Origin of the sequence: Sorangium sp. So ce448 (assembly GCF_051520915.1) — a bacterium.
GTDB classification, from domain to species: domain Bacteria; phylum Myxococcota_A; class Polyangia; order Polyangiales; family Polyangiaceae; genus Sorangium; species Sorangium cellulosum_B.
The window spans coordinates 6960088-6981205 of the sequence record NZ_CP150343.1 but is presented as its reverse complement, the minus strand read 5'-3'; the positions used below and the strand labels follow the sequence as shown (position 1 = coordinate 6981205).

Annotated in this window: 15 protein-coding genes; 7 read left to right on the top strand and 8 right to left on the bottom strand. The window is 71.3% G+C overall.

Going from position 1 to position 21118, the window contains the following annotated elements; translation table 11 throughout:
* Positions 1 to 59: 59 nt before the first annotated feature.
* From WMF45_RS26300 to WMF45_RS26285, 4 genes are all read right to left on the bottom strand, one after another.
* Positions 60 to 1931 carry a DUF885 domain-containing protein gene (locus WMF45_RS26300; protein ID WP_437707214.1) on the bottom strand — a complete coding sequence of 624 codons (1872 nt, stop codon included), beginning with the start codon at positions 1929 to 1931 and terminating at the stop codon, positions 60 to 62.
* A gap of 126 nt (positions 1932 to 2057) precedes the next feature.
* Entirely contained in the window at positions 2058 to 2372 is a 315-nt protein-coding gene (locus WMF45_RS26295) for a rhodanese-like domain-containing protein (protein ID WP_272093559.1), read from the bottom strand.
* A gap of 188 nt (positions 2373 to 2560) precedes the next feature.
* Positions 2561 to 4522: a family 2A encapsulin nanocompartment cargo protein cysteine desulfurase gene (locus tag WMF45_RS26290; protein WP_437707213.1), complete on the bottom strand. Its 1962-nt coding sequence runs from the start codon at positions 4520 to 4522 to the stop codon at positions 2561 to 2563.
* A complete protein-coding gene (locus WMF45_RS26285; RefSeq protein ID WP_437707212.1) occupies positions 4509 to 5417 on the bottom strand; it encodes a family 2A encapsulin nanocompartment shell protein in 909 nt (302 codons plus the stop codon). Before WMF45_RS26285 ends, WMF45_RS26290 begins: the two co-directional genes overlap by 14 nt.
* A 483-nt stretch (positions 5418 to 5900) precedes the next feature.
* Between WMF45_RS26285 and cysK the strand changes: the two genes are divergently transcribed.
* The 5 genes from cysK to WMF45_RS26260 all read left to right on the top strand — a co-directional run bounded on the left by cysK (position 5901) and on the right by WMF45_RS26260 (position 10372).
* A complete protein-coding gene (cysK, locus tag WMF45_RS26280) occupies positions 5901 to 6890 on the top strand; it encodes a cysteine synthase A (protein ID WP_437707211.1) in 990 nt (329 codons plus the stop codon).
* Positions 6887 to 7870, top strand: a complete 984-nt coding sequence (gene epsC, locus WMF45_RS26275; RefSeq protein WP_437707210.1) for a serine O-acetyltransferase EpsC — start codon at positions 6887 to 6889, stop codon at positions 7868 to 7870. Before cysK ends, epsC begins: the two co-directional genes overlap by 4 nt.
* A 107-nt stretch (positions 7871 to 7977) precedes the next feature.
* Positions 7978 to 8400 carry a hypothetical protein gene (locus tag WMF45_RS26270; protein WP_437707209.1) on the top strand — a complete coding sequence of 141 codons (423 nt, stop codon included), beginning with the start codon at positions 7978 to 7980 and terminating at the stop codon, positions 8398 to 8400.
* 248 nt (positions 8401 to 8648) lie between these two features.
* On the top strand, positions 8649 to 9359 hold the full coding sequence (locus WMF45_RS26265) for an HPP family protein (RefSeq protein WP_437707208.1): 711 nt from the start codon (positions 8649 to 8651) through the stop codon (positions 9357 to 9359).
* Between the two features lie 476 nt (positions 9360 to 9835).
* Entirely contained in the window at positions 9836 to 10372 is a 537-nt protein-coding gene (locus tag WMF45_RS26260) for a hypothetical protein (protein WP_437707207.1), read from the top strand.
* Positions 10373 to 10438: 66 nt separating this feature from the next.
* On the opposite strand, the gene WMF45_RS26255 is transcribed toward WMF45_RS26260, so the two are convergent.
* Positions 10439 to 11575: a tetratricopeptide repeat protein gene (locus WMF45_RS26255; RefSeq protein WP_437707206.1), complete on the bottom strand. Its 1137-nt coding sequence runs from the start codon at positions 11573 to 11575 to the stop codon at positions 10439 to 10441.
* Between the two features lie 256 nt (positions 11576 to 11831).
* Here WMF45_RS26255 and WMF45_RS26250 point away from each other — a divergent pair, with 256 nt between their 5' ends.
* The gene (locus WMF45_RS26250) at positions 11832 to 12605 is read left to right on the top strand and encodes a hypothetical protein (protein WP_437707205.1); all 774 of its coding nucleotides are present in this window, start codon (positions 11832 to 11834) and stop codon (positions 12603 to 12605) included.
* A 193-nt stretch (positions 12606 to 12798) separates the two neighbouring features.
* Here the strand turns inward: WMF45_RS26250 and WMF45_RS26245 are convergent, their stop codons facing one another.
* A complete protein-coding gene (locus tag WMF45_RS26245) occupies positions 12799 to 13989 on the bottom strand; it encodes an STAS domain-containing protein (RefSeq protein ID WP_437707204.1) in 1191 nt (396 codons plus the stop codon).
* 520 nt (positions 13990 to 14509) lie between these two features.
* Between WMF45_RS26245 and WMF45_RS26240 the strand changes: the two genes are divergently transcribed.
* On the top strand, positions 14510 to 15736 hold the full coding sequence (locus WMF45_RS26240) for a cytochrome P450 (protein WP_437707203.1): 1227 nt from the start codon (positions 14510 to 14512) through the stop codon (positions 15734 to 15736).
* Between the two features lie 95 nt (positions 15737 to 15831).
* On the opposite strand, the gene WMF45_RS26235 is transcribed toward WMF45_RS26240, so the two are convergent.
* Together WMF45_RS26235 and WMF45_RS26230 are read right to left on the bottom strand one after the other, a co-directional pair.
* The gene (locus WMF45_RS26235) at positions 15832 to 16491 is read right to left on the bottom strand and encodes a carbonic anhydrase (RefSeq protein ID WP_437707202.1); all 660 of its coding nucleotides are present in this window, start codon (positions 16489 to 16491) and stop codon (positions 15832 to 15834) included.
* Between the two features lie 112 nt (positions 16492 to 16603).
* A complete protein-coding gene (locus WMF45_RS26230; RefSeq protein WP_437707201.1) occupies positions 16604 to 20560 on the bottom strand; it encodes a M36 family metallopeptidase in 3957 nt (1318 codons plus the stop codon).
* Positions 20561 to 21118: the final 558 nt, after the last annotated feature.

Genomic DNA, 21118 nt, shown 5'->3' with positions numbered 1-21118 from the left:
GCCGCAAGCGGGACGCCGCGCTGGATCGCGATCGCCCTCGCTCGCTCGCTCCTCCTTGCTCAGCGCGCCGGCTGATCCCCGACGAATCGCTCGAACACGGCCTTGCGCAGCAGCTTCGGCGGCAGGATCCCCTGGGCGAGCACGAAATCGTGAAATCGCTGCGCATCGAAGCGAGGGCCCATCATGGACTCGACCTCTGCCCGGAGCTCCATCAGCCGGGTGAACCCGTAGAAATACGATGTCGCCTGTCCCGGCGAGCGGAACGTGTAGCGCTCCACCTCGGACCGAGCGAACGGCGCCGACAGCACCACTTCCTGCTCGAGGAACGCGCGCGCGGCCGCAGGCGTGATCTTGCCGGCCTGGAGCTCCGGGTCCAGGAAGGCGCGCGCGGCCCGCAGCAGGCGGTATTGCAGCGAGACGAGCTGACCCTCGGGCGGCATGAACGGGAACACGAGGGCCTCGGAGTACAGCCCCCACCCCTCGACGTTGGCGCTGTTCATCGCGAAGACCGCCCGGGCGATCGAGACGCCGTGCTCGACGAGCGAGGCGAACTGGAGCTCGTGTCCGGGGCGCACCTCGTGGGCGGTGAGCGTCCACGACGCCGCTGCATGGGTGAAGTCATCGACCTTCTGCAGATCGTCCGCGGCGCCGGGGGGGCCCGGGAGGCTGAGCGGCAACACGAACTCCCCCACTTCCCCCTGGTTGCCGAGCAGCCGCGGCGGCCGCATGTGTGGCGCCGGCGTCTCGGCGCTCTCGGCGGCGGTGCCGAGACGGATGCGCGCAGGCCGCTCGGGCAGCGTGACGAGGCGCTCTTTCCTGATGATGTCCTCTATCTGGGCCAGCCGCGCCTTGTAATGCGGCAAGATGGCCTCGCCCACCAGCTGCTCTTTCTTCAGGGCGCGGAGCACGTCGCGGTAATCCGCGCCTGGCAGCTTGCGCGCCCGGGCGACCGAGCTCGAGAGCTCCTGCATCTGCGCCGTCAGATCCTCGAAGGCGGCGTGGGCCAGGGGCGCGAGCTCGGCGGGCGGCAGATCGACGCCGTACGACTCGAGCGCGAACGCATAGAGCGGCCGCGGCAACGCGAAGTCGGTCCGCGCCCGGGGGAGCACGTCGCTGCGCAGCGCCGCGTCGTACGCCTCGAGCTGGCGATTCAGCGCCGCGAGCGGCTCGTCATGGCCGCTGATGCCGTATTTCCTGAACAGCTCACCGATGCCCTCCCGCACGCGGGCATTCGTGGCGAGGTGCCGCTCGATCTCCATCCTGGGCGGGGCGAGCAATCCGGGCTTCTCGAGGTCCTGGAGGAGCCTGGCCATGGCCTGCTCGGCGATGGGCACGTAGCCCGCCTCCATGCCGGCATAACGCCGGAGGCGCGTGCGGGCCGCGGCCCGCCGCGCCGGCGGTACCCGGTCGTCCAGCAGGTTCGAGATGCCCTCGAACACGAGCCCCGTGACGTTCACGTAGGTGACGCTGTGCTTCTCCTCGAGCTCCGAGCTGCGAACGGCCCGGTCCGCGGCGTCCAGCAAGATCTGCAGATCCTCGACGACCGCCGGGTCCTTCTCTGTCTCTCGTCGTTTCTGGAGCTCCACGATGGCCGCGCGGTAGGCCGCGCGCTTCTGCGCCTCGACCCCGGGTGAGAGGTCCGAGATCTCCCGGTCCGCGCGCTCGATCCCCAGGTAGCCGGCGCGCTCCGGCGAGAACCGGACGAGCGCGTCGAGGAGGACCTTCGCGTGCTCGTTGCTGCGCTCGACCCAGGCCGGGAGTCGCTGGGCCGTCGCAGGTGCCGAGCGCGCGGCGGGCGCCGTGCTCGCGGCCGCCGTGGGCGCCGGCGAGGGCAGGGGAGCCGGCGCGGCCGCGGGAGGCGGGGCGCCGCGGGCGCACGCAGCGGCGAACAGGGGAACGAGGACGAAGGTGCGGAGTCTGCGCAGATGCATGCCGCACACCTTGTGACGGCGGCGCCGCGCGCCAACCGCAGCGCGGTGCAAACCGAGGTGCGCGCCGCGATCGGCGGCACCACACCAGCGCTTCGCGCGACTCCTGGATGTTCTTTATCGAGCAGCTCAGCTGTGCTCGAGCGGAAGCCCCGCCTTGACCCAACCGCTCGTGCCGCCATCCAGGTTGTAGAGCTGGTTGAACCCGAGCCGCTCTGCCAGCTTCGCCGCCGTCAGGCTGCGGGCGCCCTTCGCGCACACGAACACCACCCGATCGCGCGGCAGGGCCCGCTGCGGATCCGCTCTCAGTTGATCGAGGGGCACCAGCCGCGCGTGCGGCACGTGTCCGACCGACCACTCGCGTGGCTCGCGTACATCCACAACGTCCACCTCCCCGCTCTTGATCAGCTCGTCCGCGTCCCTGGGCGATATCGTCTGGATCATGCGTCCATTATAACGGACGCCTGCGACAGTGGCAACCCGGGGGACACAAGATCGCCGTCGAGACGAAATCCTTCGAAATCCCGTGTGTTCAGCCTGATTTGGAGACCCGACCGAGGGGTTGGGCGGCGAAGTCGGTCAGCAGGGAGCCCGGCGGTGTCCGTCTCAGCGGACAACCGCCGGGCGTCAGGTCAGCGCGACCTTCCGATCTGGATCCTACGCAGCGCGTCAACCAGCGCGTCGATGTCCTCGCAGGTGTTGTAGGGGGCGAGGGACGCGCGCACGGTGCTCTCCAGGCCGAAGCGGCGCAGGATGGGCTGCGCGCAGTGGTGGCCCGAGCGCACCGCGATGCCCTCCCGGTCGAGCGCCCCGCCCACGTCCTCGGTGCGCTGCCCATCGAGGACGAAGGAGAGCACGCCCGCCTTGTCGGCGGCGGTGCCGATGAGCCGCAGCCCGGGGACGGTCGCGAGGGCGTGGGTCGCGTAGTGGAGCAGCTCGTGCTCGTAGCGGCCGATGTTCTCGATCCCGATCCGCGTCACGTAGTCGAGCGCGGCCCCGAGGCCGACCGCGTCCGCGATGTTGCCGGTGCCGGCCTCGAAGCGCGCGGGCGGCGGATGGTAGATCGTCCGCTCGAAGGTGACGTCCGCGATCATGTTGCCGCCGCCCTGCCAGGGCGGCATCGCGTCGAGCACCTCGCTCTTGCCGAACACGGCGCCGATGCCCGTGGGACCGAACACCTTGTGGCCCGAGAACACGTAGAAGTCGCAGTCGAGGAGCTGCACGTCCGCGCGCATGTGGGACACCGCTTGCGCGCCGTCCACGACCACGCGCGCGCCGTGCCGGTGCGCCATCGCCACCATCTCGCGGGCGGGCGTGATGGTGCCGAGCGCGTTCGACACCTGCGTGATCGAGACGATGCGCGTCCGCGGGCCGAGCAGCTTCTCGTACTCCTCGAGGATCACCTGGCCCCGGTCGTCCACCGGAGCGACGCGGAGCCTTGCGCCCTTCTCGGAGCAGAGCTGCTGCCACGGCACGATGTTGGCGTGGTGCTCGAGCCACGTGATGACGATCTCGTCGCCCGGGCCCACGTTCCTCCGGCCCCAGCTCTGGGCGATCAGGTTGATCCCCTCGGTGGTGCCGCGCACGAACACGATCTCGCGCGTGGACGGGGCGTTGATGAAGCGGCGCGTCGCCTCGCGCGCCGCCTCGTACGCGTCCGTCGCGCGGGCCGCGAGCGCGTGCGCCGCGCGGTGGATGTTCGAGTTCTCGTGCTCGTAGAAGTACGAGAGCCGATCGATGACGGCCCGGGGCTTCTGGGTCGTCGCCGCGTTGTCGAGCCAGACGAGCCGCTTGCTGTGGACCCGCTCCTCGAGGATGGGGAAGTCGCGGCGGATCGCGTGGGGGTCCAGGATGCCGGCGGAGCCGCTCACGCCGCGGACCAGCGCCGGATCCACGGCGCGGATCTCGTGCGCTTCGACCTGGGGAGGGCCGACCGGCGACTCGATGCCCAGCGCGGGCGCGCCGGGCACGAAGTACGGGTCGGCGTCGCGGCCCGCGAGATCGCCCAGCACCGGGATGCGGAGCACCTCGTCGGCCGCTCCCAGGCTCAGCGGATCGGAGCCCAAGAGCGGGACGCGGACGAACCCGGCGCGCACCGTCGAGTCCGGCAGCGACACCTCGCCGGGGAAGGCGGGCGTCGCGCCGGAATGAGCGGGGACAGAGCCGGGGAAGGCGGGCGCCGCGCCGGAATAGGGAGGGACAGAGCCGGAATAGGCGGGGACAGAGCCGGAGTAGGCGGGGGCCGACCCGGGATAGACGGGGGCCGACGCCGCGGACGGCCCCGGGACAGGTGACGGCGCCGCACTAGCCGCCGCCAGGTGCGGGACGGGCGACTGCGACGGCGCGGCGCCAGGCAGCGGCGCCGCCTGCGCAGCCGCCCCCTGATTGAACGGCGCGCCGAGCATCTCGTTCGCGAGCTGCGCGATCACCGTGGCCAGGGAGGCGGGGTCGAAGCCGACGGCGGCGGGCGACGGCGCGCCGCCCGGCGCCGTGAGAGGCACGTTCAAGGGCGCGATCCCAGAGCTCCCTACGGCGCGAGTCACCTGCAGCAGAGCACCCTGGAGATCCGCTGTATGGATCTCACTTGTACTCATAGTAGCTGTCCACCTGGACGCCCTCGAGCACGCCGAGCGCATCTTCGGTCAGAACCGCCGCCGAGCAATAGAGGGACGCGAGGTACGAGGCAGCCCCGAGCTGGTTGATGCCCATGAAGCGAATCGACAGGCTCGGGCTCACCTCGCCCTGGATCCCCGGCTGGAACAGGCCCACGACACCGCGCTTCTTCTCGCCGGTGCGGACCAGCAGGATATCGGTCTTGTTGCCCGCGAGGTGCAGCTTGTCGGTGGGGATGAGCGGCAGGCCGCGCCACGTGAGGAACGGCGAGCCGAACAGGGTCACCGTGGGCGGCGGAACGCCGCGCTTCGTGCATTCGCGACCGAACGCCGCGATGGCGCGCGGGTGCGCCAGGAAAAAGGCGGGCTCCTTCCACACCTTCGTGATCAGCTCATCGAGATCGTCCGGCGTGGGGCCGGCGCCGCGCGGCTTGATCCGCATGCTCTCATGCACGCTGTTCAGCAGGCCGTAGTTGCCGTTGTTGATCAGCTCGTCCTCTTGCTTCTCCTTGAGCTTCTCGACGAGGACCGTGAGCTGCTCCTTCACCTGATCCATCGGGCTGCGGAACAGGTCGGAGATCCGGGTGTGCACCTGGATCGTCGTGGTCACCGTGTTGAGCACGAACTCGCGCGGCTGCTCTTCATAGTGGATGCGCGCCGTGGGCAGCTCGGCCGCGTCATCCGGGCTGCAATCGACCGCGAAATCGTTATCGACGACCCGGTTGAGGCGGTACACGCCTGCTTCGACGGGCGTCCAGGGGAGCAGCTGCACGAGCCAACGCGGGGTGGAACCGGCCCACTGGGGCGGCGTCTTGCTCGTGTTGGCGTGTTGCCTTGCGGCGCGCTCGCCAAGCAAATGGCTTTCGTGGTTCGTCATGGCAGGGCTCTTCCTCGATCTCTGGCGTGTGGGGGGATTATCTCAGCCAAAGCTGGCCCATTACTACAATTTTTACTCGTGTTGGCGCAATGGCGCTCATGACGCCCTGGACGCTTTCCTCCTGTAAAACAGATGTGTTTTCCACCATGCTGGACTCCTCTAAAACGGATGGTTTTCCATGATCGTGGAGTAAAGCCGCGCGCGCCGTGGTGACGCGGGCGGACCTCAGCTGAGCTCAAGGCCCAAGGGGGTTGCGGCGGCGTTGCGGTGTTGAGGACAGAAGCCAGGCGATGGAGTGACAGCCTCGATTCACCGGCGCGCCACGACCCCGGAGACCGCATCGGCGGGACACAAATTGCTTGGCGGATTTCGTCCGTTATGTTAGATGAACATCCGCTGGTAATCAAGCGCGGCGTTCGCTGCCCGCTCGACGTCCTCCGACCTCGAGGACGCGGAGGCATGCCGTCGCACCCCAGAGGGCCCATGTCGAACGTCACACGCGGCTGGTTCGAAGACAACGCAGAATCCATCGGCCGCACGCCGCTCGTGCGCCTCCGTCGCGTCGTCGAGGGCGCGGGCGCGCTCGTGCTCGCGAAGATCGAGGGACGCAACCCGGCGTATTCCGTGAAGTGCCGCCTCGGCGCGGCGCTCGTGTGGGACGCCGAGAAGCGGGGGCTCCTCGGTCCGGGGAAGGAGATCGTCGAGCCGACGAGCGGCAACACGGGCATCGCGCTGGCCTTCGTCGCGGCGGCGCGCGGCTATCCGCTCACGCTGACCATGCCCGAGACGATGAGCATCGAGCGCCGCAAGCTCCTCGTCGGTTACGGCGCGAAGCTGGTGCTCACCGAGGGGCCCCGGGGGATGAGCGGCGCCATCGCGAAGGCGGAGGAGATCGTCGCGTCGAACCCGAGCCGGTACGTGCTCCTGCAGCAGTTCAAGAACCCGGCGAACGCCGCGATCCACGAGCGGACGACGGGCCCGGAGATCTGGGACGACACGGCCGGGAAGGTCGATATCCTCGTGTCCGGCGTCGGGACCGGCGGCACGATCACGGGCGTTTCGCGCTTCATCAAGCACCAGAAGGGCAAGGCGATCACCTCCGTCGCGGTCGAGCCCGCGCACAGCCCGGTGCTCACGCAGACGCGCGCCGGGGAGCCGCTCAGGCCGGGGCCGCACAAGATCCAGGGGATCGGCGCGGGCTTCGTGCCCGACGTGCTCGATCTGTCGATCGTCGATCAGATCGAGCAGGTGACCAACGAGGAGGCGATCGCCTATGCGCGGCGGCTGACGCGCGAGGAGGGCATCCTCTCGGGGATCTCGTCCGGCGCGGCGGTGGCGGTCGCGGCGCGGATCGCGAGGCGCAAGGAGAGCGAGGGCAAGACGATCGTGGTCATCCTCCCCGACTCGGGCGAGCGCTACCTGAGCACGGCCCTCTTCGAGGGGCTCTTCGACGAGAAGGGGCTCGCGACATGAGCGAGGCCGATCACGGGGGGTTCCGCGTGCCCGCCGCGCCCGCCGCGCCCGCCGCGCCCGCCGTGTCCGGCGCGTCCTGGGCGCTCGGCTCGGTGGTCGCGGAGCTGCGCGCCGCCGGCCGGGGGATCGACGGCGCGCGTCAGAAGCTCGGGCGGCAGGCGCTGCCGTCGCGCGAGGTGCTCGTCGGCATCGCGCGCGATCTGCGCGCCGTGTTCTTCCCGGCGCACTTCGGGCCCGCGGATCTCACCGACGAGGGGACCGACTACTTCGTCGGGCACACGCTCGACGCGGCGCTGCTCGCGCTCCACGAGCAGGTCCGGAGGGGCCTTGGCTTCCCGAGGGAGCTCGACGCCCGCGAGGCCGCCCGCCGCGAGGGCCGCGCCGCCGAGATCGTGCGCGACTTCGCCGCGGGCCTCCCCGCGGTGCAGGAGCTGCTCGAGACCGACGTGCGCGCGGCGTTCGAGGGCGACCCGGCGGCGACCAGCATCGACGAGGCGGTGTTCTGCTATCCGGGCATCACGGCGATCATGCACCACCGGATCGCGCACCTGCTCTACACGCTCGGCGTACCGCTCATCCCGCGCATCCTCGCCGAGATCGCGCACGCCGACACCGGCATCGACATCCACCCCGGCGCCGAGATCGGGGCGAGCTTCTTCATCGATCACGGGACGGGCGTCGTCATCGGGGAGACGTGCCGTATCGGCGAGCGCGTGCGCCTCTACCAGGGCGTCACCCTCGGCGCGAAGAGCTTCCCGCGCGACGCGAGCGGGAACCCCATCAAGGGGATCGACCGCCACCCCATCGTCGAGGACCACGTGGTGGTGTATGCCGGCGCGACGATCCTCGGGCGCATCACCATCGGCCGCGGATCGAGCATCGGCGGCAATGTGTGGCTCACGCGCAGCGTCCCGGCGAACAGCCGTATCAGCCAGGCCCAGGTGCGGAGCGACGTCTTCGAGGACGGCGGCGGCATCTGACGGGTCCGAGCGCGCCGTCATGGCGCGCTCGGCGCGGGCGAGATCCGGCTCGTGCCCGGCGCCGGCGCGGTGTATGAGCGCCGGCCTTCCGCCGAGGTCGCCCCGCGATGATCCCCCGCCGCCGCCTGCACCGCGCCGTCTTCGCGCTGGCTGCCCTCTACAACGCCTGCTGGGGGCTCTACGCCGCCGCCGACCCGCAATGGCTCTTTCGCTTCGCGGGCATGGAACCCCTCAATCACCCGCCGATCTTCGCCTGTCTGGGGATGGTCGTCGGGGTGTACGCCATCCTCTACGCGGAGGTCGCGCGCGCGCCCGAGCGCGGGTTCCTCCTTGCGGGCGTCGGTCTGCTCGGCAAGGTGCTCGGGCCGATCGGCCTCGCGGCGTTGCTCGTCACCGGGCAGTGGCCGCCTCGGTCCGCCGTCCTCTGCTTGACGAACGATCTCGTCTGGTGGATCCCCTTCGGCCTGTACCTCCACGACGCGTGGCCGTTCTTCGTGCGGCAGTGGAGGGATGCGCCGGGGAGCCCGTAGCTCCTCCGGGGGGCTGAGCTCCGGACCGAGCCGGGGACGAACTCGACAGGCCGCGCCATCGGTCGCGCGCTCCGCGCGCAGGCGCGCTGCCCGGCGGGCCCGAGCGCGCCGGGCGAGATCCCCGATCCATCTCGCGGAGCCCGGGGTAGAATCGTGGTGAGCTGGCCGTGGCGCCCGTCGGCGAGCGTGTAGCCGCGGAAGCGAGCGCGCGCCGCGTGGACACGCGGCCCGCTCGCGAGGAACGAAGGATGACAGAGAGAGACAGGCAATCGACCCCCGCGGCGGCGGAGCTGTGGGGAAACGGGCGCGGTTACGGCCCGATCTCGCCGCGGCACCCGCTCGGCGGCGAGATGACGGACGTGGTGCGCGGCATCTTCACGCGCCTCAGGCTCCCGTGGCTCCTCCAGCGCTACGCCAAGATACCGGTGCTCGCGGTCTTCAGCTGCGTGAACGGGTTCGTGAGCATCGGTCTGATGGCGGCCCTCGCCGTGGTGACGAAGTCGCCCTTCGTCTTTCCGTCGCTCGGGCCAACGGCCTTCCTGTTCTTTTACACTCCCACGGCGGCGTCGGCCGCGCCGCGCACCACCATCGTTGGGCACAGCATCGGCATCGCGGTCGCGTACATGAGCCTGCTCATCACCGGGCTCACGCACGCAGGTCCGGCGACGGCGACCGGCGTGACCCTCCCGCGCGCCATCGCCGCGGCGCTCTCGCTGGGGCTCACGGCCGGCCTCATGGTGCTCGCCCGCGCGCCACACCCTCCCGCGGGCGCGACCACGCTCATCGTCTCGCTGGGCATCCTGTCGCGGCCCCCGATGCTCCTCGTGCTCCTCGGCGGGGTCGTCCTGCTCACGCTCCAGGCCATCGTCATCAATCGCCTCGCCGGCGTCGACTACCCGCTGTGGGCCCCGCGGCAGGCGCGCCCGGAGCAGGATCCGCCGCCTCCGCCTCCTCCTTGATCCAGGGGCCGCCCGTTGACGGGCGGCCGAGGACGGGCGACTCGCGTCGTCGCTCCATGCCAGCAGGGCGCCTCGTCGCGCGTCGCGCCGCGTCTGTCTGCGATGCCACGGTCGCGGCGTGACATGTCACGGTCGCGGCGTGACATGTCACGGTCGCGGCGTGACATGTCACGGCCGCGGCGTGACTTGTCACGGTCGCGGCGTGACTTGTCACGGCCGCCCATCGGAGATGGGGTTGGGCTCCGCGCTCCGCTGCGTCAGACGAATGGGCCCGATTCAGCAGGATTCGCCGCCCGCTCGGGCCACGGAGATCCACGTCGAGCGGCTGCAGCGGAGAGGTCGTGTTTTCCCGGGCGCTGGCGCACCGATTGCTGGGGCGGCTCCGAGAGGGGCTCTGGGGCCTGGCCCGGCGGCGATCGTCGCCTTGGTCGTTGGGGCCCCGCACGTCATGTGTGGAGTCCATCGACGGAGGTTTTATGAAACATTCATGTGTGATGGTCGGGACGCTGCTGCTCGCGAGCCTGGGAACCGCGGGCTGCGTGGTGGAGAGCGTCGAGAACGAGGGAGGCGAAGACGCCCTCGGCGAGGCAGAGCAGGCGCTGGCGTCCAGCCCGGCGCTCCGTGACTTCGGGCAAGTTCAGGCGCAGACCACGGCCTGGCGTACGGTCACCGTGGACAGCCAGGGGGTGACCCTGGCTGGCTGCCAGTGCAGCGTCTCGAGCCAGCACTTCGGCGTCTCGAACTGCCCCGTCTCCTTCAAAGGCCAGCGGAACGTCGACGTGTCCTTCACTGCGCCAGGGTCACCGGGGACCTATACCGCGACGTTCAGCATCACGTGCGGAGGGCCGTCCTCGCCCTCTGCCAGCAGCAATCTGAGCGCCGTCGTTCCCATCGGCGCCAACCACAACGGCACGCTCCTCCGGGCCGGCGGCGCGAAGCCGAGGGGCGGGCGCAAGGCCGCGCGGCCGGCGCGGACCGCGGGCGCCGCACGCTCCACGCGGCGCGCGCGGTGACCCACGACGCGTGGCGCCGCGGGCCGGAGCCAGCGAGCCGCAGCGACGGCGCGGCGTGGTGGCTCGTCAGGCCACGATCGAGGCAGGATGACCCGCCTCCGCCAGATTCTCCCGGCAAGCCGCGATCGTCGGGTGGCCCGGGCCGAGCGTCGCCTCGTAGATGGAGAGCGCCCGCTCCAGCAGCCGGCGCGCCGCCGCCCGCTTGCCCTGCCGGAGGCGCAGCACGCCGAGGTTGTTGAGCGCCATCGCCAGGTCAGGGTGGGTCGGGCCGAGGAGCGCCTCCATCGTCCCGATCGCCTTGCGGAACAGGCGCGCAGCGGCGTCGAGCTCGCCCTCGGCGTAGAGCAGGGCGGCGAGGTTGCTCGTGGTGAAGGCGACCTCGTGGTGCGCGGGGCCGTACGCGCGCTCGAAGATGGCCAGCGCGCGCCGGTAGAGCGCCGCCGCCTCGCCGCGCTTGCCCTGCGCGTCGAGGATGGCCGCGAGCGCGGCCGCGTCCTCGGCGACGAGCGGGTGCTCGGGCCCGAGCGCCGCCTCGCGCAGCGCCACCGAGCGGCGCGCGAACGGCTCGCCACGGGCGGCCCTGCCGCGAGCGTGCTCGAGCCCGCCGAGGTTGTGGAGCAGGGGCGCGAGATCGGGGTGATCCGGCCCGAGCACCCGCTCGAGGACGCGGATCGCCCGGCGGTAGAGGCGCGCCCCCTCGGCGAAGCGCGCGCGGTACTTGCAGCTCATCGCCAGCTCGTTGAGGCAGGCGGCGACCTCGACGTCGCGGGCGCCGAAGGCGGCCTCGGCCAGCCGGAGCGCGCGTCGGGCGCGCGCCGCCGCGTCTGCGTAGCGCCCCTGGAGCCGCGCGGTCGCGGCCAGGGCGAGCCACGCGTGGACGCGGAGCCGCTTGACCTCGCCGCCCCGCCGCGCCCGCGCGAGCACGAGGACGGCGCCGCGCGCGTGCGCCTCGGCGGCGGGAGGGTCGCCGGACGCCGCCGCGATCCGCCAGAGCACGAGCAGCGCGCCGGCCGCCTCCGGGTCGGCGGGCCCGAGCTCCCGCTCGACGAGCGCGAGCGCCTCGCCCGCATCCGACCGCGCCTCGCCGAGCATGCCCATGGAGAGATGGCGGAGGGCGCGCTCACGGAAGGCGCGGGCGCCCGCAGCGGCCTGTCCCCGCGCCAGCCGCGCCACGCGAGGGGTGGGCGCGGGGGAGGCGCTCACGAGCTGTCGGCGCCGCCGGTCAGGAGGACGATCGTGGAGTCTCGCATGGGGCAGGGAGGATCGGCGATCCGGCGAGCGCGCGCCAGGGGGCGGCGAGCGCGTGAGGGAGGAGCGGATTGACCACATGGCACGAGATGCGGTTGGCGATCGCGCGCACGTCGCGCCGGCGCGCCTTGACGTCTGGCGAGCGCTCGTGTGCTCTCGTTCTGCTGCTCTTCGCGCGACGTCGAGCGGCTCGACCAGGAAAGGGAGGATCATGCTCACGCACAGCTACACCTACGAGGCGACCCTGGCGGATTCACACAAGATCGCCTGGCGCGTCGAGGACATCATCGGCGGTGACAAGCAGCTCGATTTCTCGAAGCCCTTCCTGCCCGAGTCGCTCGCGGGCACGGCGTCGATCCGCTGTCTGAGCGCGCGAGAGAGGCTCCTGCTCAACCAGATCCGCGGCAACAGCTATCTTTATCTCTTTGGCTTCGTGGAGGAGTTCATCCTGCCGTTCGTGCTCGATCAGGCGCGCACCGCGGTCCACGGCGCCGACGCGGTCGAGGTGCGCGCGCTCGTCACGTTCGCCGACGAGGAGGCGAAGCATATCCACCTCTTCCGCCGGTTCTCCGCGGAGTTCGCGCGCGGCTTCGGCGCGGAGTGCGGGGCCATCGGCCCCGCGAAGGACGTCGCGGCGGCGATCCTGAAGCACGGCGCGCTCGGCGTCGCGTTGGTGACCCTGCACCTCGAGTGGATGACGCAGCGCCACTACCTCGACAGCGTCAAGGAGGGTGACGCCGAGGGCCTCGACCCGCAGTTCTCGAGCCTGCTCCGCCACCACTGGATGGAGGAGGCCCAGCACGCCAAAGTCGACACGCTGCTCGTCGCCAAGCTCGCCCGCGAGGCCGGGCCGGAGGGCATCGCCCGGGCCTTCGACGACTACGTATCCATCGGCACGATGCTCGACGGCGGCCTCGCCGCGCAGGCCAGGCTCGACATCGAGGCCCTGGAGCGCGCCGCCGGCCGCCCCCTCGCCGAGGTCTAGAAGGCCGAGATCTTCGAGGCGCAGCAGCGCTCCTACCGCTGGACGTTCCTCGGCTCGGGCATGACCCACCCGAGCTTCGTCCGCGCGCTCGGCGAGCTCAGCCCCGCCGGCGCCGAGCGCATCGCCGCCATGGCGAAGGCGCTCTCCTGAGCCCCTGCTAGCGCCGCGCGAGCAGGCGGGGAGACGCCGCGGGTCAGCGGCCCGAAGCGCCGTTCGTCGCCGGCGCTGACGCGAGCTGGCGCATCTGGTTGATGCAGAACATGATTCCAGCCCGCAGGTTCGACCGCGTGACCATGCTGTTCAGATCGAGGCCCAGCTCGACGATCGTCTGCGCGACCGACGGCCTGATGCCGCAGATGATCCCGTCCGCGCCGAGGAGCCGGATCGCGTTCACGAGCTTGAGCAGGTGATTCGCGACCTGCGTGTCCACCATCTCGACGCCCGTGAGATCCAGGATGGCATACCGCGCGCTGGTGCGGACGATCTCGTCGAGCAAGTTCTGCATGACGTCTGCGGTCCTCGCGCTGTCGACGACGCCGACCATGGGCAGCGCGACCACCCCGTCCCAGACCTGGATGATGGGCGTCGAGAGCTTGCCGATGACCTCCTGCTGCTTCTGGATCTGCAACAGCCGTAGTCGGAGCTCCTCTTCCGCTCTCTTCGCCTCGGAGACATCGAGCGAGAGCCCGATCACGGACTCGACGTTTCCGAGCGGACTCTGGATCGGCACCATCCAGTTCTCCCAGAACGAATTGTTGGCGGGGACGTGGCTCATGGAATGGGAGGGAGACCCGCGGAGCGCCCTCCTCACGTTCTCCGTGCCTTCGGGGGCGTCGGCAAAGAGGTCGAACAGGTTCGTCCCGACGAGCTGCCCCCGCTCGAGGCCGAGCCCCGCCAGGCCCCTCCCGTCATGGCGGGTGATGACGCCCGCCGGATCGCACGACCAGACGATGACAGGGAGGTTGTCGGAGAGGGCCCGGAGCATGTCCGCGGCCTCTCCCTTCCCGGTCTCGGCGGAGGGGTGATCGTCGGCGCCGGACGTCGCGTGCAGCGAGCCGTAGACCGCCTGGCCGTGCGGCGCTCTGCGCAGCACGCAGGAGAAGGACGCATACACGTTCCCCGCCGTCATCACCCGCCCGCGGAGCTCCACGGCCCCGGTCGCCTCCAGGAGCCCGGACCACGTCGCACGGGCCGCCTCCCGGTCGTCGTCGTGAAAGAGCTGGAAGAACGCCGTCCCCGGCGTGGCCGCGTGCCCGACCGTGTGGCCGAAGGACTCGCTCCAGTGCGACAGCGTGCCGTCGACATTCGCTACGAACAGCGCCTCGGGGGAGTAGAGATAGGCTGCCTCCCACGTGTCGCGTGTACTCGTGTAATGCTGTGTCATGACGAATGGTGCCCTCCCCCAAGCCCGATTAAAGCCTCCTACCTGTGCTCACCTCGTTCGTAGGGGCCGTGGATCGCGCATGGTTTTGACCAAGAATCGGCGTCAGCAGACTCACCCCTCTCAGGACCCGCGAGCGCGATGACGAGCGCTCGGAGATACGCAAACGCTTCGATCCCAGCGAGGGTTCCAGCTTGCATTGCGAGATTACAAGCCGCACATCTCTGGCTGAGGCCGGGTAGATCCGGAACTCGCGCTAAGGCCATTCCCGATGTGTGTTCGTGATCGGCGTCCAGGATGCTGTCGAATCCGTTCGGCCCGGAAGCGCTCGCGAGGCGAGGGGGATTCAGACGAGATCATGACGGTGCCTCACGACGGTGCCTCATGACGGTGATCCAGCGGGCGCCGCCCGGAGTTTCATGGGGTCACCTATGCTGTCGTCCCGCCAGGGGAAAGGACTTGACTTCCACGAATTGCTTGGATGTGCTGTCCGGCGGCGCGGCCGCGCCGCTGTGAGCTTGACATGGAAACCGAGACCGCCCCAAGCCCCTCGCCCGAGCAGATCGACCTCTCCGCGCCTTCGGTGATAGCCGATCCTTACCCCGCGTACCACGCGCTGCGCGGGCGATCTCCGGTGCTCTATGCGCGCGTGCCGGCGGGCGGCGCGGCGGGCCTCGGCGAGCCAATCCGTGCCTACGCGCTCCTGCGCCACGCGGAGGTGCTCGCCGCGCTGCGGGATCCCCAGACGTTTTCGTCGAACGTCACGGACAAGATCCGTGTCCTGCCGCGGATCACGCTGCTGCATGACGATCCGCCCCGGCACACCCACCTCCGCAGGCTCGTCAGCCGATCGTTCACGCCGCGGCGCATCGCAGAGCTCGAGCCGTGGATTGGCCGCCTCGCCGCCTCGCTGCTCGAAGCGACGGGCGACGGGCCGTCAGACCTCATGGGCACCTTCGCGATGCCCCTGCCGATGATGGTGATCGCCACCCTGCTCGGTATCCCGGCGGAGCGCTATGTGCAATTTCGGAGCTGGTCCGAGTCCGTGATGTCCTACAGCCGTATCCCGGCGGAGGAGCGCGCGAGCCGCGGTAAAGCGATGGTCGACTTCTTCGCGGCGGAGCTCGCGGCGCGACGGCGCGCGCCGTCAGGCGATCTCATCTCGGCGCTCGTGGAGGCCGAGATCGACGGCGCGCGCCTCGACACGCCCGAGGCGGTCGGCTTCTGCGTCGGCCTGCTCGTCGCCGGCAATGACACGACGACGAACCTCATCGGCAACATGGCGCACCTCCTGTCCGAGCGGCCCGAGCTCTACCGGCGCGCGCAGCAGGACCGGAGTCTGGTGGAGCCGATCATCGAGGAGACGCTGCGCCATTCGAGCCCGGTGCAGCGCCTCCTGCGCGTCGCCACGCGGCCGGTGGACGTGAGCGGCGTGACGATACCGGCCGGGCACCTGATCGACGTCGTGTTCGGCGCGGCGAACCGGGATCCGGCCGTCTTCGAGGCGCCGGACGCGTTCCGGCTCGACCGGCCTCCGGTGGAGCACCTGGCGTTCGGGCAGGGGACCCATTTCTGCATCGGCGCGGCGCTGGCGCGGATGGAAACGCGGATCGCCCTGAACGCGCTCCTCGATTGCTATGAGTCCATCACGCCCGGCGAGGCGCCTCCGCTGCGGCAGACGCGGGCGATCATGCCGCTCGGGTTCGAGTCGCTCCCGCTCGTCCTGCGCCGGAGCGGCGCCAGACCCTGATCTCGGAGCGCTTTCTCCGCAGCGGCCTTATCAGGTGATCTCGTCTCATGCGCCGGGGCGCCGACTGGCGTGCAGCGACGAGGCGCGCCGGGGCGTCACGCGCGCGGGAGGAACGTCACCTTGCCGGTCTCGAGGGCGTACTCGGCGCCGACGATCAGCATGCCTTCCTCGGTGCACAGCCGCTCGAGCAGCCGGCTGCCGTGCCGGAGGTGATCGCACGAGTTGCGCACGTTGGCGCGCACCGCCTCGCGCATGAGAAAGCTCCTGTCGGCGTGGCGGCCGGCGGCGCTCACCACCGTCTCGACGGGAGCTCGGCAGCGCTCGACGATATCGCGGATGTTGTCGGTGAGGTGGCCGCCGTGGTCCTCGTCGAGCAGCTCGCTCAGCGTGGCGTCGATGGCGCCGCAACGCGAGTGGCCCATCACCACGGCAAGGCGGGTCCCGAAGGCGGCGGCGGCGAACTCCACGCTGCCCACGAGCGAGGGCGCCACCACGTTGCCCGCGACCCGGATGACGAACAGGTCCCCGAGCCCCTGGTCGAAGATGAGCTCCGACGGCGCCCGCGAGTCCGAGCAGCTGAGGATGATGGCGAAGGGCTGCTGCCCCTCCGCGAGCGCGGCCCGCGCCCGCGCTCCCATCACGACGTGGTCGCCGCGGATGTTTTCCGCGAAGCGCCGGTTGCCCTCGATCAGGCGTTCCAGCGCCTGATCGGCCGTCACGACGGGAGAGGCGGGCGGAGCGTTGCTGAGTCCCATGCTGACCAGCCACCGTGGGGGACCGGGCCGCGGGCGTCAATGGGTGAATTTTCCGCCTACCATGTCAGCTGCCGGGCTCATGGCTCATGGCTCACCGCTCATCGCTCATCGCTCACCTGGGCCCACCGCCGCGCCGCCGCCTCGCAAACGCCGCGAGCGCCGCGGCGGCACCGAGCGCGGCCAGCGGCCCGCGCGGCGCGCCCCCCGGGATCGCGCACCCGCAGCCTTCAGCTGCCGGCTCCTTCGCCAGATCGACCACCACGCTGACCTGGTCGGTCGCCTCCAGGATCCCGTCGCTGACCGTCACCTCGAACGCCAGGGTCGTCGTCGCGGCGACCTCGGGCGCCACGAAGGTCGCCCGCGCGCCGTCGCCGGTCAGCTCGACCGCGGGCCCCGCCGTCTGCACCCAGGAGAACGTCAGCGCGTCCTCCTCGGGGTCCGAGCTCCCCGAGGCGTCGAGCGTCACGAGCTCGCCGATCGCGACCGCCTGGTCCGCCCCCGCGTCGGCCACGGGCCCGCCCTGGCAGGAGGCGGTGTCCTCGACCACCGTCGCGAACGGCTTGTTCTTCAGGCCCGCGAACCCGATGTCGTCGAGCTCCCAGCCGGTGTCGCCCGCGGCCGCGTCCGTGCCGACGCGGAACCGCACCTGCACCGTCTTCCCGGCGAACGCGGTCCCCAGGTCGATCGCGACGTTGTCGACCTCGGGCCACGAGGGGCTCTGGCCGACGAAGGCCCTCCGCCTGCCCAGCGGATTGCCCGACTCGACGGTGACCCTCCCGGTGTAGCCGGGCTGCGCGCGACTCCCGATGTCCCGCCACGTCGCGCCGCCGTCGGCGCTGATCTCGACCACCGCGCCGTCCCAGAACGTCTCGTCGCTCGTCTCGAACTGGTGCCTGTGCGCGAACGTCAGCACGAAGCGCTCCGTATCGCTGACCTCCAGGGCCGGCGACACAAGCGCCGTGTCGGACACGCTCCCGAGGTTGACGCCGCGCCACACGCGGTTCGGCGCGGTCCCCTCGGCGCGCGACCAGACGAGCTCGCTGGAGAGCCCCTCGACGCGCCAGGTCGTGCTCTGCGCCTCCACGTCGTCGACCGCCGAGGACGCCGGCCGCTCGTCGAAGTTCACGCGGCGCACCAGGGCCTCGACCCGCACCGGCGTGCACGCCGCGGCGCTCTTCAGCGTCAGGCCGAGCTCGAGGTCCTCGGCGGGCGCCACGGTCCGGTCGAGCTTCACCGCCACGGTCGCGGTCCCGGTCGCGAACGGCGCGATGTCGCCGAACGACGCGCGCGCGCCGTCCGGGAACGTCACCCCGGCGGAAGGCACCTCGATGGACGCCACCGCCCCGGTCAGGGGCGCCGCGCCGCGGTTGACGATCTCGATGGTGATCGTGCCGGACTCCTCTGCGTCGAGCAGCCCGTCGCGGTCGCACGAGCCGGCGCTGTCGTCGAGCTCCGCCCGGACCAGCGAGATCTCGGGCTGGACGCTGAAGCTCTCCACGACGCCGGAGAAATCGTGCGAGTCGGCGCGCGGGGACACGGCGCACGTGCCGGCGCCGCGCCGGGCGAACGCCTCCGCCATCGCCAGGAAGTCGCCCTGATCGCTGGCGAGCGCGGCGGCGAGGAGGGCGTCGCGCTGCTCGGTGTACGTCGGGCTCACCGGCGCGAGCTGCATGCCGGCCACCACGTAATCGCTCATCCGCCGCCGGGTCTGCTCGAACGCGCGCGGCGGGGTCAGGCCGCTGCCGTGCCGGATCAGCCCGACGTAGGCCTCGAACAGCATGCTCGCCCAGACCTCCCCCGCGTTGTGCTCCTCGGAGTTGTCGGAGAAAGAGGAGCTGAGCGGGTGGTCGGGGAGGCGGGCGCCCTCCGAGATGTGCTTGAACGTCAGCCCGTTCCTGCTGAAGTCGACGGAGTAGGGGGCGCGGCGGATGCCGAAGTAGCTGTCGCCGAGCGCCGCGCTCCCGTAGCTCGAGAGCGGGAAGACGCCGTCGAGGTCGTCGCCGTCGCGCAGCGCCATGTGCAGGGCGATGAAGTCGCCCCACCCCTCGCTCTGCGCGCCGCACATCTTCGTGCCGCACGCGACCTGACGGAGGTGGATGTAATGGCCCCACTCGTGCGCCACGATGGTGTTGTCGATCGTGCCGTCGCGCTCGACGCCGGGCTCGCGGGTCATGGTGACCGTGAGCGGCGCGTCCGCGGCGGCGAGCGCCGCCTTGAGCGCGCTGCCGTCCTCGTGCGAGATGCTCTGGGCGGGGGTCGTCACCTCGGGGGCCTCGCCGGACAGCCGCGGCGCCCCGTCGCTCTCCCGGTTGTTGGCGATGATCACGCCGACGGCGCCCGCCGCCTGCGCGCTCTGCGCCTTCTCGGCGAAGGTGCACCCGCCCCGGTCGACGAGGGCGATCTTGCCGGCCACGTCGCTCGTGATCGGCCCGCACGCGTCGCCGCGGGGCTCGACGCCGTCCTGGGCGAGGGCGAGCTCGCCGGTGACCTCGTAGCGCTGGGGCCCGAACAGGGCGGTGTTCGACGCGTAGCTGGCGTTCTGCGGCGTGACGCTCAGCGAGCGCTGGTCCGGCCCGGACCACAGGTACATCTGCATCCGGGGCGACGCGCCGTCGTACGTCGCGTCCATGTTCGCGTTGTCGCGGCTGCCGCCGGTCGCGTCGTCCTGCGCCTCCGCGAGGAGCGGATCGCCGTCGAGGCCGCCCCGGCCGAGGTTGTCGCGCTGGGCGTTGCCCGCCGCCTCCGTGAAGCCGGAGTCGTAGTACCAGTCATGGAGCCAGTTCGTGACGTAGAAGATCTGGGTGACGGCCGCCATGGTCTGCTCGGGCGTGGCGAGCGGCTCGGCGAGCGGGTCATAGAGGTGATCGAACGAGCCCGGCCCCGAGAGCGCCGCGCGGATATCGCCGCTGGAGAACCCGTCGGGCGCGTTGTGGTCCGCGTAGGCGTCGACGTTGTTGCCGCGGGTCGAGGTCGCGTCGGCCGGCAGCCACGGATCGGCCCCGCCGCCCGGGTTCGTGTTGAAGCCATCGATGGAGATGAGGTTCGGCGCGACGAACCGAGGGACCTGGCCGTCGGGTCGCCCGGTCGGGTGCGGCGAGAGATCCGCGAGGGGGCCGTCGAGCGGCGTGTGATCGCCCCCTTCCTCCGCCCAGACCCGGTAATCGAACGCGGCGTGGGAGAGGTTCTCCCGGGAGAGCATCTGCCCGTCGCTGGCCCCGAACACCCAGGCGTACGCCGCGGAGCTCGTGCCGCCGGCGTCGCCCGAGACGAGCTCGACGAAGTAGCCGGCGACGAGCCGGTCGGGCAGGGGGAAGAGCACCTTCCTGACCCGCGCCGGCTGCGTGAAGCGCAGGCTCCCGGCGCGCTGGCGCGCGTGATCGGTGTCCGCGATGTCGAAGAGCCGATACCCGCCCTTCGCCTCCCCGAGCTCGCGGAGGTCGGCCGTCTTGAGGTCGATGCGGTGCGCGTCGCGCAGGGCGCGGACGACCGCCTGCGCCGGCGAGCCGGAGAACGCCCGGCCGCGGAGCGAGCCGGCCGCCGGCGAGGCGGCGCCGGGCGGCAGGGGGACGGCCGACGCGTGGAGGTTGCCCGCGAGGGCGACGAGCCCGAGGTCGCGCTTCATGAGCACCTTGAGCCCGCTCCGGAAGACCGGGATCCCGTCGACGTCCTGGCCCAGCGTCACGACGATGCCGCCGCGCCCGGTGTCGTGGACGTGGCGCACCACGGCCGTATCGAGCGCGGCCTGCGGAAGGCCGTAGAGGCGCGCGTACCGCTGCACGTACCACCGGGCGGCGGCCTCGGGCGTCGCGTGGGTCGCGGCCGGCGGGCGGTGGCCCGGGGACGTCGCCCACACGAAGGTGGGCACCCCGCGCTGCGGATCGGTCGACGCGACGACGGCGCCCGGCGCGCGCTCGTCGACGTCGATGACGCGCGCGCGGCGCGTCGCGCGGACGGGCGGCGCGGGTGGGGCCTTGAAGTATGCGTCGTAGTTCGGGCGCTCCCGCGCATGGGCGATGGGGCCTGCGAGCAGCGCGAGCGATAGCGCGGTGTACCGAACTGAGACCTTCATGTTCATCGATTCTCCGACTCCGAGGGGACGACGCATGACCGGCCGCGCGCGGCTAGGCCGCGCGCGGCCTCCCCGGGCGCCTCGCGCCCACCCGTCGAATCCGCGGCGCGAGGCAACCTAGCCGCAGCGTGCGCGCAGGGAAAGCGCGACGGCTCTCGCTCTGTCCGGCGTCGTAAGGCGCCTCTCATGCGATTTCGTCCGGGCGCTCCCGAGAGCGCGAGTCATGCGGCGCCGGCATCAGAATGGAATAGAGAAGCAATCCTTGCTGGCGCATTGCATGAATCCATGAATTGCCGTGTCATGCGCCCTCGCGAGGCGAGCCGAGCGGTTCCCTCGGTGGCCGCGGGGTGGCAGGAGGGCGGTTGTCGCGCCCGCGATCTGCTCCGGGACTGGACGGCGTCGGGTCGGCTCGCGCGGCGCGTCGTGCAGCGCCGGCTCGTGAAGGTGCGGACTCGCGCGGCGCGTCGTGCAGCGCCGGCTCGTGGGGTGCGGACTCGCGCGGCGCGTCGTGCAGCGCCGGCTCGTGGGGGGGGCGAGCCCGTGTGGTGCGGACTCATG

Coding starts and splice junctions, on each gene's coding strand:
- WMF45_RS26260 (WP_437707207.1), top strand. CDS start 9,836: ATGAAACATTCATGTGTGATGGTCGGGACGCTGCTGCTCGCGAGCCTG.
- WMF45_RS26235 (WP_437707202.1), bottom strand. CDS start 16,491: ATGGGACTCAGCAACGCTCCGCCCGCCTCTCCCGTCGTGACGGCCGAT.
- cysK (WP_437707211.1), top strand. CDS start 5,901: ATGTCGAACGTCACACGCGGCTGGTTCGAAGACAACGCAGAATCCATC.
- WMF45_RS26285 (WP_437707212.1), bottom strand. CDS start 5,417: ATGACGAACCACGAAAGCCATTTGCTTGGCGAGCGCGCCGCAAGGCAA.
- WMF45_RS26245 (WP_437707204.1), bottom strand. CDS start 13,989: ATGACACAGCATTACACGAGTACACGCGACACGTGGGAGGCAGCCTAT.
- WMF45_RS26300 (WP_437707214.1), bottom strand. CDS start 1,931: ATGCATCTGCGCAGACTCCGCACCTTCGTCCTCGTTCCCCTGTTCGCC.
- WMF45_RS26270 (WP_437707209.1), top strand. CDS start 7,978: ATGATCCCCCGCCGCCGCCTGCACCGCGCCGTCTTCGCGCTGGCTGCC.
- WMF45_RS26295 (WP_272093559.1), bottom strand. CDS start 2,372: ATGATCCAGACGATATCGCCCAGGGACGCGGACGAGCTGATCAAGAGC.
- WMF45_RS26265 (WP_437707208.1), top strand. CDS start 8,649: ATGACAGAGAGAGACAGGCAATCGACCCCCGCGGCGGCGGAGCTGTGG.
- WMF45_RS26240 (WP_437707203.1), top strand. CDS start 14,510: ATGGAAACCGAGACCGCCCCAAGCCCCTCGCCCGAGCAGATCGACCTC.
- WMF45_RS26250 (WP_437707205.1), top strand. CDS start 11,832: ATGCTCACGCACAGCTACACCTACGAGGCGACCCTGGCGGATTCACAC.
- WMF45_RS26290 (WP_437707213.1), bottom strand. CDS start 4,522: ATGAGTACAAGTGAGATCCATACAGCGGATCTCCAGGGTGCTCTGCTG.
- epsC (WP_437707210.1), top strand. CDS start 6,887: ATGAGCGAGGCCGATCACGGGGGGTTCCGCGTGCCCGCCGCGCCCGCC.
- WMF45_RS26230 (WP_437707201.1), bottom strand. CDS start 20,560: ATGAAGGTCTCAGTTCGGTACACCGCGCTATCGCTCGCGCTGCTCGCA.